The sequence below is a fragment of the Kitasatospora sp. NPDC001660 genome, from assembly GCF_053596725.1.
Genome location: NZ_JBSFGU010000087.1, coordinates 1 through 15607, shown reverse-complemented (window position 1 = coordinate 15607; position 15607 = coordinate 1). Strand labels below are relative to the sequence as shown.

Below are 15607 nucleotides of genomic sequence, written 5' to 3'. Positions count from 1 at the left end.
GTCCAGGGCGACGACGCGGGTCTCCCCCTCCCCGTAGACCTTGTTGAGGCCGGTGGCGCGGGCGGCCGCCCGGCCGGTGCGGACGGCGGTTGCGGGCATCGTCACGGGGGGACTCCTGGGGACGGGAACGAATGATCGGATCCGTTCCATCCTTTCAAGCGCTTCGAACGCGATGCGTATGTCCCGGGGAGGGGAGACCCCCGCCCTCCCGGCGTACTGACGGGGGCGTCCCCTCCTCCTCAGGTATGACATTCGTCCCCTATGCGGGTGGATGACCGCTACTCGACCGCGACGCCGAACGCCCCCGCGAGTCCGGCCAGGCCGTTCGTCACCGCCGCGCCCGAGGGCTTGAACTGCCAGCCGCCGCCCGCGCGTTGGAACGCCCCCACCAGCATCGCGCTGTCCGGCACGCCCCCGGTGTCGGCCGTCCACCGCTCCGGCCCGGCCACGCCCTGCGCGTACTCGCCGGTGAGTGCGAGCCCGTGCACGTACCCGAGCGGCAGGGCCGGCGGCTCCTCCTCCTCGGTCGAGACGGCGATCACCACCTCCTCCACGGCGGGCGCCAGCCGGGCCGGGTCCAGCGTGATCCGGGCGGCGCGCAGCGGCTCGCCCGGCACCGAGCGGGTCGGGTGCAGGCGGACCGCGCCGTCCGGGTCCTGCGGGTTGTTGAAGAACACGAAGTGCTCGTCGCTCAGCACCCGGCCGTCGGCGCACAGGAACGCCGTGACGTCCAGCTCCACCGCGTCCCCGCCGGCCGTCCGGCTCCGCCAGGCCACCTCGACGCCGGTGCGCCGCCCGGCCGGTCCGTCCTCGTCGGACGCCTCGTGGGCGGCGTGCGGGGCGCCGCCGAGCCGCCCGCGCAGACCCTGCTCGGCCAGCAGCTCGACCAGCTCGGGGCCGCTCACCAGCGACAGCGGCTTGTTGCGGATGTACTCGTACGAGCCCGGGCCGAAGCCCGCCGTGGTCACCAGGATGCCCTTGATCGCGCCGTGGTGGCGCACGGTGGAGTCGAGGTCGCGGACGGCGGTGGGGGAGACGGTCGAGCGGTAGCGCTTCGCCTGGATCACGATCTTGCCGCCGGTGACCGGATCGAGGTCCTCGGCCACCACGTCCACGCCGACGTCGCCGCTGCGGGCCGTGGTCATCACGCGGAAACCGCGCAGCCGGAACAGCTCGGCGATCAGGTTCTCGAACTCGATCGGGTCCATCTCGAACAGGTCCGGGTCGTCCTCGCCGCCGTGCCCGGCCAGGCTCCCGCCCACCGTCTCCGGCAGCCGCTCCGGCCGCACCTCGTCCAGCCGCTCCGGGCGCGCCGACAGCGTGCCGCCGAGGCCCTGGAAGCACTCCACCGGCGCCACCCGGTCCAGCGCGAGCCCGGCGAAACCGGCCCGCGAGGCGGACAGCGTGGACAGGAAGCGCTCCGACTCCCGGCCCGTCGCCGGGTCGATGCCGCGGACGAAGCCGTTCAGCACCACCGAGTCCAGCATCCCGTCCCGGTCCGCCCGGAACAGCTCCGCGGCCACCCGCAGCGAGGTCTGCGCCAGCACCTCCCGGTACAGCGCCTTGCGCTCCGTCGCCGGGCGGGCCACCTCGGCCTCGCGGTCGTCCGACTTCACGTACCGCACCCGGGACGCGGCCGGCACGACGTCCGGACCGGGCAGTTCCCAGTTCACCACCAGCTGGCGGGTCGACGCCTCCCACGCCGCCACCAGCCGGTGCGGGAAGCCCTCCGGCCATGCGGCGGAGGCGTACAGCCCGGCCGTGAAGTACTCCTGCACCGCCTCCGGTTCGCCCCCGCGCAGCCGGCGCAGCAGTTCCTCGGTCCGGACGCCCCGCTCCTCGTCCTCTCGGCGGTGCCGGGCCACCCGCTCCAGGTACTCCTGGTGGCACGCGGCCAACCGGCGCTGCCGGTCCGTCTCCTGGGCCTGCGCGGCGTACCAGTCCTGCTCGAACCGGACGCGGGCCTGGGCGGCGTACTGCTCGTAGCGCTGCCACACCCCCGTGTTGCGGGCCTGTGCCGGATCCGGCGGCGGCACCAGGTAGGCGTTCTGATCGGGCATCGGCACCGGCTCGCCCAGCGCGCCCGGATCGAACGGCGGCACCGGGCGTGGAGCCAGCAGCGCCTGCGGACTGAACGCCGGCTCACGCAGCCCGGCCGTCAGCAGCCCGCGCAACTCCTCGACCCGGGCGTCCAGTTCGGCCGTCCGCCGGGCCGCGTCGGCCTCCCGGGACTGCTGGTAGGCGCGCTGCGCCTCGCGCTCGCCCCGCGCCGCCGCGCGCTGCGCCTCCCGCAACTCGCGCTCCCGGCGCCGCTCCTCCGCCGCCTGCGCCCGCCAGCGGGCCTCCTCCCGGCGCTGCTGCTGCCGCTGCGTCTCCGCCCAGACCGCCAGCACGCCGTCGTTCCGCCGCCCCGCCACCGTCCACCCCTTCACTCCGCTGCCGCCACCGGCGCCCGCCACAATAGAACGTGGACGCCCTGCTGGGCCAAGCACCCCGACCTGCGGTCATGCGACGCGGGCGCCTGCGGCGGGCGGGGTGCGGGTGTGTCCGGGTGGGGCGTCCGGGCGGCGTGACCGTGACCGGGCGGGCGGCCGCCCGTGGCGCCGAGCCGCCGTCAACGACCCGTCCGGTCGACGGCTTTCAGTCCCGCACGTCGGCGTGCCAGCGCCACTGGGTGCGGGCCGGGCGGCCGGGGAGGACGGTGCGGCCGGTGGCCCACAGGAGGGTGGGCCAGGGGGAGTCGGCGCCGTCGAGCGGGACGTCGGGGAAGAGCCGGGTGAGGGTGCGGCGGCAGAGGTCCGCCGGGGGCTCCCACGGGAGTTCGAGGCCCTGGGCGACGTCGTGCAGGTGCACCAGGAGCTCCACGAGGCTCATCGCCACGAAGCCGGCCGGGTCGGCGAGGCCCCACGGGTGGTACGCGCGGGCGTCCGGCGAAGCGGTGCGCGCGATGGCGACCATCAGCGCGCCGCTCGCCTCCAGCACCTCGACGAGCCCGGCCGCCCCGGACCCGCGCTCGGCGCGGACGAAGCTGTTCGGCGCCCCGGGGGCCTCGCGCGTCGAGACGAACGGGACGTACCGGTCCTGCGGTGGCCGGGCGGGCCCGAGTTGGGCGGCGTACGCGAGGAGGTCGTCGGCGAGGTGTTCGACGGTCTCCCAGCAGGACCAGCCGAGCGTGCCGGCGGGGCGGGACCAGTCGGCGTCCGCGGGCGCTGCGCGCAGGGTGTCGGCGGCGAGCCGGAGGGCGTCGGCGAGGTCGTCCGGGGTGGGGGTCTCGTTCATGATCGTGACGGTAACAGCCGTCCGCCGCCCGGCCGAAGGGGTTTCCGTACCCGGTTCGCCGCGCGTTTCTCCTCACCCGGCACGGCCACCCCGTCGCCGCCTTCACGGGCGGCCCGCTCCTGGATGCGGTGGGGGTGGCCGGACTGCCGGGCTCGGAACAGTACGGCTAGTGCAGGACGTCGAGGACGTTGTCGGCGTTGTTGACGAAGTAGACCGCGTCGTGGTCGAGGTCCAACGAGAGGCCGAAGAGCGCGCCCGCGCCGGGCGGGGTGCCCTCGTTGTTGATCGTCTTGGTCGCCACCTGCCGTCCGGCCCGGGTGGTTTCGACGATGTTGCCGTCCCCGCCGTTGACCGTGAGGATCTCGCCCCTGGGCGTGATGGTCATGCCCAACGGGCCGTTGAGGCTGCCGCCCGAAGTGACGACCCGCCCGGTGCCGGCGCTGTTCTTGCGGGTGATCGCGTCCGGGATGGCGGTGATCCGGCTCAGTACGGTGTCCGCGACGTAGAGCGTGCCGTCGTGGAGGCCGACCCCGGTCGGGCCGACCACCAGCGCCGCCGGGTCCGTCCGCTCGGGGAAGCCGGAACCGATCTCGGTGAAGGCCACCGGGACCGGCGGCTCGTCGCCCTCGGCGCACACGGTGATCCGCACGACGGTGCCCCGGTCGACCACCGCGCCGCCGCCGGCGACCGTCCCGTTGAGCACGTTGGTCACGAACAGCTCGCTGCGCTTGCCGAAGCTGACGGCGGTCATGTCCCACGGCCCGTTGATGGCGTCGTTCGCGATGGTCTCGCGGACCGTCCCGTGCTTGTCGAGCACCAGCAGGCAGCCGGCCTGGGCGGTGTCGGACGTGCCGTCCGCGGTGGGGAGGCTGCCGACGACGACCCAGCCGCCGGGCAGGACCGTCAGCGCCGTGGTGAGGCCGACCCCGCCGGGGCACGGGCCGGGCAGGTTGTTCGGGTCGATCGTGGCGAACGTGGTCCTGGTGCCGCCCGGGGTGATCTGGACCAGGGTGGTGCCCCTGCCCTGCTGGCCCGCCGGCGGATTCAGCGCGTTGTTGAAGTTGCTGACCAGGACGTTGCCCCGGTGCAGGTCGCCGGCGTTCTCGCGGATCGTGAACGTACCGTACGGGTTCACGTCGCCGTTCTCGGGGACGGTGGACGCGACGAGGGACACGGTGTTCAGCCGGTCGAGGAACGGCTTCGGTTCGGTGGCCCCGGCCGGGGGTGCCGCGGCGGTCAGGCCGACGGTCAGCGCGGCGGTCGCCAGCGCGCTCGAACATGCCCGAAGTCTCATGTACTACCTCCTGGAGGGCGGGCCGGGACAGGGCGCCCCGGCCCGCGGAAGTGCTTGGATCCGCCCCCAGGACGCCACGCTAGGCACGTGCCACCGCAGGCCGCCCGACGACGTCCGCCGAATGCCGGGCACCCGGGTGACGGCCGCCGGGAGGTGGTGCGCGACACGGCCCGGAGCGTGCGCCGGGCCGGGATCGATCGTGACTCGCGTCCCGGCTGTCGGTGGCACCGGGTAGCCTCGCTGTCTTCGACCGAAGGGAGCCCCGTGACGATCGCACCGCAGCACCCGGACCGCCCCGCCGGCTGGATCTCCACCGGCCTGAGCTGGCAGGACGGCCGTCCGCGGCTCGGCGCCGTGTGCGGTCCGCGGGTGCACGAGCGCGTCGTCGCGGCCGGTGCGGAGGTCGGCTGGCTGCTCGGCGGGCCGCGCCGCTGCACCGGGGCCTGGCTGGCCGGCGCCACCGAGCGGACGCCGTGCCCGCACCACGCGGTGATCGATCCGGGCGGCGGCGCCGTGCAGTGCCCGGCCTGCCAGAGCGTCGACCGTGGCCTCGCCCTCGCCCGGGACCAGATCCTCGACGACGGCCGCACCTACCTGCTCTACCTCGCCTGGTTCGGCGACGGCCTGCTCAAGGTGGGCCTCACCGCCGAGCAGCGCGGCGACAGCCGCCTCCTCGAACAGGGCGCGCTGGCCTACGTGTTCACCGCCCGCGGCGGCCTCCCGGCGATCCGCCGCGCCGAACTCACCGTCGCCGCCTCGGGACTGGCCCGCGAGCGCTTCAAGAGCCGGGCCAAGACGGACCGCTGGTGGTCGCACGGTGACCTGCCGCACCGCCGGGCGGTCCTCGCCGACGCCCGCGCGCAGGCGCACGGGCTCCTGCGCGGCCACACCCTGGAGCTGCTCGCCGACCGCCCGGTCGCCGACCACGTCGAGCGCTTCGGCCTGGCCGGCGGCGCCCCGGACAGCTACCGGCACGTCGACGGGCTCGCCCACGGCGCCGTCCTCGCCGGTACGTTGCGGGCCCCGGTCGGCCGCCACCTCTTCCTCGACCAGGCCGATGGCACCGGCCCGCTGCTCCTCGACACCCGGCTGCTCACCGGCTGGACGCTCACCGCGGTCACCAGCCGTGCCACCACCGGTGTGACGCTCGACGAACGCGCGCGCCCGCCGGAGCCGGACACCCAGGAGGCGCTGTTCTGAACCGCCCCTCCGCGCGCGGCCCGCTGTTTCAGCCCAGCCGCCCGCGCACCCCGCCCGGCCCGGAGCGGGAACGGCGCGAGAGCGGCGGCCGGGACGGCCGGACGTCGGTGCGCGCGGGCGGCTCGGCGTCCGCCGCGCGCCGGGCCGCCGCGGCCCGGGCGGCGGCCAGCGCCAGCCGCGCGAGCAGCGGGTCCTCGCGAACTCCGGCCACCCGCTTGGCCGTCTGGCAGCGCGAGCACCAGATCGGCGAGGCCGGCCCGTCGGGGTACGCCAGGCCCTCGGGCGGCAGGTAGTGCCCACCGCACTCGACGCATTCGAAGACCAACCTCATCCGACGATCACCGTCCCGGATCCGTGGCACCGACCGCACGGCGACCAGAAGGTGTGGATCCTCGACACCGTGCTTCCTTCCTCGTCCAGTTCGACCGTGGCCTCGGTCTTCTGGGTCCCCCCTGACCCGCTGCAACCGGAGCAGGACTGAACCTCAGGCATATGCCGTCCTTCCGTGGCGGAGGACCAAGGTAGCGCGAAAATCCGCGCGGCCGCACCGGTCCTGACGATCCACCACCCCATCGGGGAGCGCGCGGCCACGCCGCGCGCCCCGCCGTGGGAAGCGGACTCAGCCGCGGGACGCCTTCAGGAACTCCCGGTTCATCGCGGCGATGCTGGGCAGCGGGATGCCCTTGGGGCAGGCGGTGGCGCACTCGCCGGTGTTGGTGCACCCGCCGAAGCCCTCCGCGTCCATGGCCGCGACCATGTTCCGCACCCGCGAGGCGCGCTCCGGCGCGCCCTGGGGGAGCACGTTGAGGTGGACCACTTTGGCGGACGTGAAGAGCATCGCCGAGCCGTTCGGGCAGGCGGCCACGCAGGCGCCGCAGCCGATGCACTCGGCGTGCTCGAACGCGGTGTCGGCGGCCTCCTTGGGGACGGGCGTGGCGTGCGCGTCGGGGGCGCTGCCGGTGGGGGCGGTGATGTAGCCGCCGGAGCCGATGATCCGGTCGAAGGCCGAGCGGTCCACGACCAGGTCCTTGACCACCGGGAAGGCCGCGGCCCGCCACGGCTCGACGTCGATGGTGTCGCCGTCCTCGAAGTGCCGCATGTGCAGTTGGCAGGTGGTGGTCCGTTCGGGGCCGTGGGCCTGGCCGTTGATGACCATGCCGCAGGCGCCGCAGATGCCCTCGCGGCAGTCGTGGTCGAAGGCGACCGGCTGGTCGCCGCGGGTGATCAGCTCCTCGTTGAGGGTGTCGAGCATCTCCAGGAAGGACATGTCCGGACTGATCCCGCTGACCTGGTAGGTGGTCATCGCGCCGGGGGCGTCCGGGCCCGCCTGGCGCCAGATGCGCAGGGTGAGGTTCACGCGTAGCTCCGCTGGGTGGGGTGGACGTGGTCGAAGTCGAGCGCCTCGCGGTGGAGGACGGGCGCCGCGCCGGTGCCGGTGAACTCCCAGGCGGCGGCGTAGGAGAACTCCTCGTCCCGGCGGGCGGCCTCGCCGTCCGGGGTCTGGCTCTCGGTGCGGAAGTGGCCGCCGCAGGACTCGGCCCGGTGCAGGGCGTCCAGGCACATGAGCTCGGCGAGCTCGAAGTAGTCGACGAGCCGGTTGGCCTTCTCCAGGGACTGGTTGAGCTCCCGGCCGGTGCCGGGCACCTTGATCCGGCGCCAGAACTCGTCGCGCAGCCGCGGGATCCGCTCCAGCGCCCGGCGCAGCCCGGCCTCGTCGCGGGCCATGCCGCACTCGTCCCACAGGAGTCCGCCGAGTTCGCGGTGGAAGGAGTCCGGGGTGCGGTCGCCGTCGACCGCGAGGATGAGGTTGAGCCGGTCCTCGACCTCGGCTTCGGCACCGGCGACCGAGGGGTGGTCGGCGGGGACGGCGGTCAGGGGGTTGCGGGCCAGGTAGTCGTTGAGGGTGGGGGGCAGGACGAAGTAGCCGTCGGCGAGGCCCTGCATGAGGGCGCTGGCGCCGAGCCGGTTGGCGCCGTGGTCGGAGAAGTTGGCCTCGCCGATCGCGAACAGGCCGGGCACGGTGGTCTGGAGGTCGTAGTCGACCCAGAGCCCGCCCATCGTGTAGTGGATCGCGGGGTAGATCCGCATCGGCACCCGGTACGGGTCCTCGGCGGTGATCCGCTCGTACATGTCGAAGAGGTTGCCGTACCTGGCTTCGACGGCGTCCCGGCCCATCCGGCGGATGGCGTCGGCGAAGTCGAGGTAGACGCCCTGCCCGCCGGGGCCGACGCCGCGGCCCTCGTCGCAGACGTTCTTGGCGGCGCGGGAGGCGATGTCGCGCGGCACGAGGTTGCCGAAGGACGGGTAGACGCGCTCCAGGTAGTAGTCCCGCTCGTCCTCGGGTATCCCGGCCGGCGGCCGGTCGTCGCCCTTGGCCTTCGGCACCCAGATCCGGCCGTCGTTGCGCAGCGACTCGCTCATCAGGGTGAGCTTGGACTGGTGGTCGCCGGAGCGCGGGATGCAGGTGGGGTGGATCTGGGTGAAGCACGGGTTGGCGAAGTAGGCGCCGCGCCGGTGGGCCCGCCAGATCGCGGTGGCGTTGGAGTTCTTGGCGTTGGTGGAGAGGTAGAAGACGTTGCCGTAGCCGCCGCTGGCGAGCACCACGGCGTCGGCGGTGTGGCTGCGGATCTCGCCGGTGACGAGGTCGCGGGCGACGATGCCGCGGGCCCGTCCGTCGACGACGATCAGGTCGAGCATCTCGGTGCGCGGGTGCATCTCGACGTTCCCGGCGGCGATCTGCCGGGAGAGTGCCTGGTAGGCGCCGAGCAGCAGCTGCTGGCCGGTCTGGCCGCGGGCGTAGAAGGTGCGGGAGACCTGGACGCCGCCGAAGGAGCGGGTGTCGAGCAGGCCGCCGTACTCGCGGGCGAACGGCACGCCCTGGGCCACGCACTGGTCGATGATCTCCGCCGAGACCTGGGCGAGCCGGTGCACGTTGGACTCGCGGGCGCGGAAGTCGCCGCCCTTGACGGTGTCGTAGAACAGCCGGCGGATCGAGTCGCCGTCGTTGCGGTAGTTCTTCGCCGCGTTGATCCCGCCCTGGGCGGCGATCGAGTGAGCGCGCCGCGGGGAGTCCTGGAAGCAGAACTGGACGACGTGGTAGCCCTGTTCGGCGAGGGTGGCGCCGGCCGCGCCGCCGGCCAGGCCGGTGCCGACGACGATCACGGTGTGCTTGCGGCGGTTGGCCGGGTTGACCAGCCTGGCGTCGAATCGCCGCTGGTCCCAGCGCTGTTCGATCGGCCCGGCGGGCGCCTTGGTGTCGGCGATCGGCTCGCCGACGGTGTAGGACGCGTAGCTCATTTCAAGACTCCGGTCATCACGGCCACGGGGACGGACAGGAAGCCCACGGTCAGCACCAGGGCGAGGCCGTTGGCCGTCAGCTTCAGCGCCCGGTCCCGGCGGGCGTTGTTGGCGCCGAGGGTCTGCGCGGCGCTCCAGAAGCCGTGCCGGACGTGCAGGCCGACGGCCAGCATCGCGACGATGTAGATCACGTCGCTGTACCAGCGGCCGAAGGAGGCCACGATGTTCTGGTACGGGTGCCCGTGCTCGGCGACGGGGTTCACGGTGAGCGTCGTCAGGTCGAGGATGTGCCACACGATGAACAGCGCCAGGATCACCCCGCCCCAGCGCATCGTCCGGGTCGCGTAGCTCGCGCGGCGGCGCTGGTGCACGTACTTGCTCGGCCGGGCGGCGAGGTCGCGCCGGCTCAGCTGGTAGGCGGCGACGCCGTGCAGGACCACGGCGGCGAGCAGGCCGACCCGGGCGATCCAGAGGAACCACGCGTAGCGCAGAAACGGTTCGCCGATGGTGCGCAGCCAGTGCGCGTACCCGTTGATGTCGTCGGGGCCGAAGAACACCTTGAGGTTCCCCAGCATGTGCGCGACCAGGTACAGCAGCATGACCAGTCCGCTGACGGCCATGACCGCCTTCTTGCCGACGGTCGACCGCCAGAGGGTCGCCAGGGTGGACGGATGCCGGGCCGTCCGAGTCGCGGTTGTCATGGCAGCAACGGTAGGGAGGGCCGCAAGGGTGCGTCCAAGACATGATGCGGCTCGTGACGATAGGCAGACCCTATCGAAGCGGGTCGGTTGCGGCCTATCCTGGCCCTGTGCAGCTCCAGCAACTCCGCTACTTCCTGGCCGTCGCCGAGACCCGCCACTTCACCCGCGCGGCCGAGGCGGCGCTCGTGGCACAGCCGTCCCTCTCGCAGCAGATCCGGGCACTGGAACGGGAGTTGGGTGCCGAGCTGTTCCACCGCACGCGCGGCCGGATCGCCCTCACCGACGCGGGGGACGCACTGCTCCCGCTGGCCCGGCGCATCCTCGCGGACGCCGAGAGCGCGCGCCTCGCCGTGCAGGAGACCGTCCAGCTGCGCCGCGGCAGGGTGCGGCTGGGGGCGCCGCCGAGCCTGTGCACGAGCCTCGTGCCGGACGTGCTGCGGGTGTTCCGGGACCGCTACCCGGGGGTGGCGCTGGTGGTCCGCGAGGGCGGCTCGCGCGATCTCGTCCGCTGGCTGGCGGCGGGGGAGCTGGACCTCGCGCTGGTGATCGCCCCGACGGGCGGGGAGTCGGCGCCGGCCCTGGATGTCACCGAACTGCTGCACGAGGAGCTGGTGTTGGTGGCTTCGCCTACCCTGCCTTCGGCCACGCCAAGCTCCCGGCGCAAGGTGCGCGTGACGGAGTTGCGCGGGCGGCCGCTGGTGATGTTCCGCGAGGGCTACGACGTGCGCGAGGCGACCCTGACGGCCTGCCGGGCGGCCGGGTTCGAGCCGGAGTTCGCGGTGGAGGGCGGGGAGATGGACGCGGTGCTCGGCTTCGTCCGGGCCGGGCTCGGCCCGGCGGTGCTGCCCGGCATGGTGGCGGCCCGCTCCGGGCTCGGCGTCACCCCGTTCGCGGAGCCGGGCCTGGGGCGCACGATCGCCGTCGCGCACGGTCGCGAGGTGCCGCTCACGCGCGCCGCGGACGCGCTGCGCGCCACCCTGCTCGCGCACCTGCGCGATGCCGCCCGGGACGGTGAACTACCGCCGGGAACGCGGCTGTTGCTGTGAGGAAGGCCCGGGACTCGGGCCCCGGCCCTTCCTCGCGGCACGGCGATCAGGCCGGCAGCACGGCCTCGATCGCGCCGATCACCTCGTCCGACTCCGGGTCCGCGGCCGGACGGATCCGGGCGGCGACCGCACCGTCCGGCGAGATGACGAACTTCTCGAAGTTCCACTTCACGTCACCGGCCTCGCCCTCGGCGTCGGCCTTCTCGGTGAGCCTGGCGTAGAGCGGGTGCCGGTCGTCACCGTTCACGTCGATCTTCTCGAACAGCGGGAAGGTCACGCCGTAGGTGGTGGAGCAGAAGGTCCGGATCTCCTCCGCGCTGCCCGGCTCCTGCCCGGCGAACTGGTTGCACGGGAAGCCCAGCACACTGAAGCCGCGCGCGGCGTAGCGCTCCTGGAGCCGCTCCAGGCCCGCGTACTGCGGGGTCAGGCCGCACTTGGAGGCGACGTTGACGATCAGCAGCGCCTTGCCCTTGTAGTCGGCGAGCGAGGCGGCCTCGCCGGACAGCGTGCGCAGCGGAATGTCGTACAGGCTCACGGTGGTCCCTTTCGGCAGGTCGGTAGGGTCGGTCTCCGGGGTTACGGTAGCGGCCCCGGAGGGCTCAACCGCACCGGCACCGCCGGTGTTCCGCAAGCGCGGGGGCGCACTGAGCGGCGCGTCCGCCCCCACGCTTGCGGGTCCTGCGCCCCGGTCAGAGCACCAGCGGCCGGACGGCGGTCGGCGCGTGCTCGGGCAGGGTGGCGAGCTCCTCGAACTCGTTGACCTTGTCGATGTCGCTGCCGCTCATCGAGATGTTGGTGACCCGCTCCAGGATCGCCTCGACGACGACCGGGACGCGGAACTCGGCGGCCAGCTTCTTGGCCTCCTCGAAGGCCGGCAGCAGGCCCTCCGGCTCGGTGACCCGGATCGCCTTGCAGCCCAGGCCCTCGGCGACCTTGACGTGGTCGACGCCGTAGACGCCCAGCTCCGGTGCGTTGATGTTCTCGAACTCCAGGTTGACCTGGAAGTCGATGTCGAAGTTCCGCTGCGCCTGGCGGATCAGGCCCAGGTAGGAGTTGTTCACCAGGACGTGGACGTAGGGGATGCGGTGCTGCGCGCCGACCGCCAGCTCCTCGATCATGAACTGGAAGTCGTAGTCGCCGGAGAGGGCGACGATCCGGCCCCCGGGGTCGGCGGTGGCGACGCCGAGCGCGGCCGGGATGGTCCAGCCGAGCGGGCCGGCCTGGCCGCAGTTGATCCAGTGCCGCGGCTTGTAGACGTGCAGCATCTGCGCGCCGGCGATCTGGGACAGACCGATGGTGGTGACGTAGCGGGTCTCCGGGCCGAAAGCCTTGTTCATCTCCTCGTAGACGCGCTGCGGCTTGAGCGGCACGTTGTCGAAGTGGGTGCGGCGCTGCAGCTGCGCCTTGCGGGCCTGGGTGGCGGCGGCCCACTCGCTGCGGTCCTTGAGCTTCCCGGCGGCCCTGAGCTCCTCGGCCACCTCGACGAACAGCTCCAGCGCGGCCTTGGCGTCGGAGGCGATGCCGAGCCGGGGGGCGAAGATCCTGCCGATCTGGGTGGGCTCGATGTCGACGTGGACGAACGTGCGGCCCGCGGTGTAGACGTCCAGGCCGCCGGTGTGGCGGTTGGCCCAGCGGTTGCCGATGCCGAGGACGAAGTCGGAGGCGAGGAAGTTCTCGTTGCCGTAGCGGTGCGAGGTCTGCAGGCCGACCATGCCGGCGTTCAGCTCGTGGTCGTCCGGAACCGTGCCCCAGCCCATCAGGGTCGGGATGACCGGGACGCCGGTCAGCTCGGCGAACTCCAGCAGCAGGTCGGAGGCGTCGGCGTTGATGACGCCGCCGCCGGCGACGATCAGCGGGCGCTGCGACTCCTGGAGCAGCGCGATGGCCTTCTCGATCTGGATCCGGTTGGCGGCGGGCTTGTGGACCGGCAGTGGCTGGTAGGCCTCGGGGTCGAAGTCGATCTCGGTCAGCTGGACGTCGACCGGCAGGTCGATCAGGACCGGACCCGGACGGCCGGAGCGCATCAGGTGGAAGGCCTGCTGGAAGACGCCGGGGACCTGCGCGGCCTCCAGGACCGTGGTCGCGGCCTTGGTGACGGGCCCCGCGATCGAGGCGATGTCGACGGCCTGGAAGTCCTCCTTGTGCAGGCGCGCGACCGGGGCCTGGCCGGTGATGCACAGGATCGGGATCGAGTCGGCGATCGCCGAGTACAGGCCGGTGATCATGTCGGTGCCGGCCGGGCCCGAGGTGCCGATGCACACGCCGATGTTGCCGGCCTCGGCGCGGGTGTAGCCCTCGGCCATGTGGGAGGCGCCCTCGACGTGGCGGGCGAGGGTGTGCCTGATCCCGCCGGAGGCCTTGAGCGCGGCGTAGAACGGGTTGATGGCTGAGCCCGGCACGCCGAACGCGACCTCAACGCCTTCGAGCTTGAGGATCTCCACGGCCGCGCGGGCGGCTGTCATACGAGGCATTGGGTTTCTCCTGCGTCGGCCCGCAGTGGCTCGGAGGGCTCATCTCCAGAATTCCACCATACGGAAGAGCGGTTTCTGTATGTGGAAAGAAAGGTAGGGTGGGGCTCGTCGGGGCGTCAAGGGGAGATTCAACAGAATGTTGACGTTCGCCCAGGGCGGGGCGCTGCGGGATCCTTGGCGTGCAGGCTTCGTTCGTACACACGGACGGCCATCGTGCGAGTGTTCCCGGGGAACCGGCCGTTCCGGCCCGGAAAGCGGGCCCGGTGTGCGGCGCGCGTGAAGGGATGGTGTGCGAGGTTGGCCCGCCCCGCACCCCTGGGTACCGTCGGAGCCACGCCGGGCCCGTGACGTCCAACTGAGGCCGCGGCAGGGGGGTTTGGGACCAGCCCGGGGAGCGGGGGAGCTCCGCGGCGGTCCCGTCCAGGACCAGCGTGCCCGGTCCGCCGCACCCGAGCGAGGGACGCCCCCTGACCGCACCGACCCGACACCCATCGCCGCTGCCCGGCCCGCCCGGGCGGCCGACGCACCGCTGTCGCCCCCGTCGTGCGGCCCCTTCCTCCCGCCCGCACCCGCAAGCGCCGCGCACAGCCGCTCGCGCTGTGCCCGCCCTCCTTGTTTCAGCATCCCCTCGCACGCCCCGGAGCAGCGCGCCCGCCGCCGGCGGGCGCGCGGAAGGAACGCACCCATGCGCCGAAACCCCGTCCGGCACCCGGCGGTGACCGGGTGAGCCGTCCGCCCCGCCGCCGCAATCGCCCGCCGGGCCGCCCCCGCCGCACCGCGCCACCGGGCCGGCCCCGGGGGCCGCTCAGCCTCCTGCGCACCGTCCCCTGGCGGTACGACCTGCCCGCCTCGCTCGTCGTCTTCCTGGTCGCCCTTCCGCTGTGCGTCGGAGTGGCGGTCGCCTCCGGCGTCCCGGCCGAGCTCGGGCTGGTGACCGGCATCGTCGGCGGCCTGGTGGTCGGACTGCTGCCCGGCAGCAGCCTCCAGGTCAGCGGCCCGGCCGCCGGGCTCACCGTGCTCGTCCACGACGCCGTCCACCGCTTCGGCCCGCAGGCGCTCGGCCTGCTCGTCCTCGGCGCCGGACTGCTCCAGCTGGCCATGGGCGCCCTGCGCCTCGGCCGCTGGTTCCGCGCCATGTCCGCGTCCGTCGTGCACGGCATGCTCGCCGGCATCGGGCTCACCCTGCTCTCCGGCCAGCTGTACGCACTCGCCGACCGCCGGGCCCCGGCCACCGGGCCGGAGAAGCTCGCCGGACTGCCGGTCCTGCTGCGCGACGCCCTCACCGGCGCCGCCAACCCGGGCGCCGTCGCCCTCGGCGCGGCCGCCCTGCTCGTGCTCGTGTCCTGGAAGCACGTGCCCGAGCGCATCGCCCGGAGCGTCCCCGCCCCGCTGGCCGCCGTCGGACTCGCCGCCGCCGTCACCGCCGCGGCCGACCTGCCGGTGGCCCGGGTCCGCGTCTCCGGCCTGCTCGACGTCGTCCACCTGCCCGACCGCACCACCCTCGGCGAGCTGGCCGGCGGCGCGGGCCTCGGGACGGTGGTCGCGTTCACCCTCATCGCCTCCGCCGAGACGCTGTTCAGCGCCGCCGCCGTCGACCGGATGCACCACGGCCCGCGCACCGACTACGACCGCGAGCTCACCGCGCAGGGCATCGGCAACACGGTCTGCGGACTGCTCGGCGCCCTGCCGATGACCGCCGTCATCGTGCGCAGCGCCACGAACGTCCAGGCCGGCGCCCGCAGCAAGGCCTCGCGCACCCTGCACGGCGCCTGGCTGCTGCTGTTCACCGCGCTGCTCCCCGGCGTGCTGGGGCTCGTGCCGCTCACCGCACTCGCCGCCGTCCTGGTGCACGCGGGCGCGAAGCTCGTGCCGGTGCGGCGGATCGCGGCGCTGTGCCGGGAACACCGGGGCGAGGCGCTGGTGCTCGGGGTGACGGCGGGCTCGATCATCGTCACCGACCTGTTCGAGGGGGTGCTGATCGGCATCGGGCTCGCGGTGGTGAAGTCCGCGTGGCAGACCTCGCACCTGCAGATCCGGGTGGAGGAGGTGCGCCTGCCCTCGGGCGAGGCGCTGCAGCGGGTGCGGCTGAGCGGCAACGCGACGTTCCTGCGGCTGCCCCGGCTGCTGGACACACTGGAGCGGCTGCCGGCCGACCGCCCGGTGGAGCTGGACTGGTCCGGCCTGCGCCACCTGGACCACGCCTGCACGGTGGCCCTCGCCTCCTGTGGTGCCGAAGCGTTTCGCCACGCCCGCCATCTCGATGGCGGGCCCACGGCTGTCGGACATGACTGTCTCCACCCTTCTCTAGGTACAGCGTAC

General features: G+C 73.6%; 12 protein-coding genes. 3 read left to right on the top strand and 9 right to left on the bottom strand.

All coding sequences use genetic code 11. The annotated features are described in order from the left end of the window. Positions 1-278 precede the first annotated feature (278 nt). The 3 genes from ACWCXH_RS38510 to ACWCXH_RS38500 form a co-directional block, all read right to left on the bottom strand. Entirely contained in the window at positions 279-2417 is a 2139-nt protein-coding gene (locus tag ACWCXH_RS38510; RefSeq protein ID WP_449806171.1) for a restriction endonuclease, read from the bottom strand. 223 nt (positions 2418-2640) lie between these two features. Continuing rightward, entirely contained in the window at positions 2641-3279 is a 639-nt protein-coding gene (locus tag ACWCXH_RS38505; RefSeq protein WP_449806170.1) for a maleylpyruvate isomerase N-terminal domain-containing protein, read from the bottom strand. Between the two features lie 166 nt (positions 3280-3445). Then, on the bottom strand, positions 3446-4573 hold the full coding sequence (locus tag ACWCXH_RS38500) for a hypothetical protein (protein WP_449806169.1): 1128 nt from the start codon (positions 4571-4573) through the stop codon (positions 3446-3448). A 264-nt stretch (positions 4574-4837) separates the two neighbouring features. On the opposite strand from ACWCXH_RS38500, the gene ACWCXH_RS38495 reads away from it, so the two are divergent. Next, the gene (locus tag ACWCXH_RS38495) at positions 4838-5773 is read left to right on the top strand and encodes a DUF2797 domain-containing protein (RefSeq protein WP_449806168.1); all 936 of its coding nucleotides are present in this window, start codon (positions 4838-4840) and stop codon (positions 5771-5773) included. A gap of 28 nt (positions 5774-5801) precedes the next feature. On the opposite strand, the gene ACWCXH_RS38490 is transcribed toward ACWCXH_RS38495, so the two are convergent. From ACWCXH_RS38490 to ACWCXH_RS38475, 4 genes are all read right to left on the bottom strand, one after another. Next, positions 5802-6104: a hypothetical protein gene (locus tag ACWCXH_RS38490; RefSeq protein ID WP_449806167.1), complete on the bottom strand. Its 303-nt coding sequence runs from the start codon at positions 6102-6104 to the stop codon at positions 5802-5804. 288 nt (positions 6105-6392) lie between these two features. Beyond that, positions 6393-7130 carry a succinate dehydrogenase/fumarate reductase iron-sulfur subunit gene (locus tag ACWCXH_RS38485; protein WP_449806166.1) on the bottom strand — a complete coding sequence of 246 codons (738 nt, stop codon included), beginning with the start codon at positions 7128-7130 and terminating at the stop codon, positions 6393-6395. Next, the gene (locus tag ACWCXH_RS38480) at positions 7127-9070 is read right to left on the bottom strand and encodes a fumarate reductase/succinate dehydrogenase flavoprotein subunit (protein WP_449806165.1); all 1944 of its coding nucleotides are present in this window, start codon (positions 9068-9070) and stop codon (positions 7127-7129) included. Before ACWCXH_RS38480 ends, ACWCXH_RS38485 begins: the two co-directional genes overlap by 4 nt. Then, complete coding sequence (locus ACWCXH_RS38475; protein ID WP_449806164.1) at positions 9067-9771, bottom strand: succinate dehydrogenase cytochrome b subunit; 705 nt, start codon at positions 9769-9771, stop codon at positions 9067-9069. Before ACWCXH_RS38475 ends, ACWCXH_RS38480 begins: the two co-directional genes overlap by 4 nt. 107 nt (positions 9772-9878) lie before the next feature. On the opposite strand from ACWCXH_RS38475, the gene ACWCXH_RS38470 reads away from it, so the two are divergent. Next, on the top strand, positions 9879-10817 hold the full coding sequence (locus ACWCXH_RS38470) for a LysR family transcriptional regulator (RefSeq protein ID WP_449806163.1): 939 nt from the start codon (positions 9879-9881) through the stop codon (positions 10815-10817). 46 nt (positions 10818-10863) lie between these two features. Here the strand turns inward: ACWCXH_RS38470 and ACWCXH_RS38465 are convergent, their stop codons facing one another. Together ACWCXH_RS38465 and gcl are read right to left on the bottom strand one after the other, a co-directional pair. Beyond that, a complete protein-coding gene (locus ACWCXH_RS38465) occupies positions 10864-11352 on the bottom strand; it encodes a glutathione peroxidase (RefSeq protein ID WP_449806162.1) in 489 nt (162 codons plus the stop codon). A 154-nt stretch (positions 11353-11506) separates the two neighbouring features. Then, positions 11507-13288, bottom strand: a complete 1782-nt coding sequence (gcl, locus tag ACWCXH_RS38460) for a glyoxylate carboligase (RefSeq protein ID WP_449806161.1) — start codon at positions 13286-13288, stop codon at positions 11507-11509. Between the two features lie 813 nt (positions 13289-14101). On the opposite strand from gcl, the gene ACWCXH_RS38455 reads away from it, so the two are divergent. Further along, positions 14102-15607: SulP family inorganic anion transporter (locus ACWCXH_RS38455; RefSeq protein ID WP_449806172.1), on the top strand; the 1506-nt coding region annotated here is incomplete at its 3' end.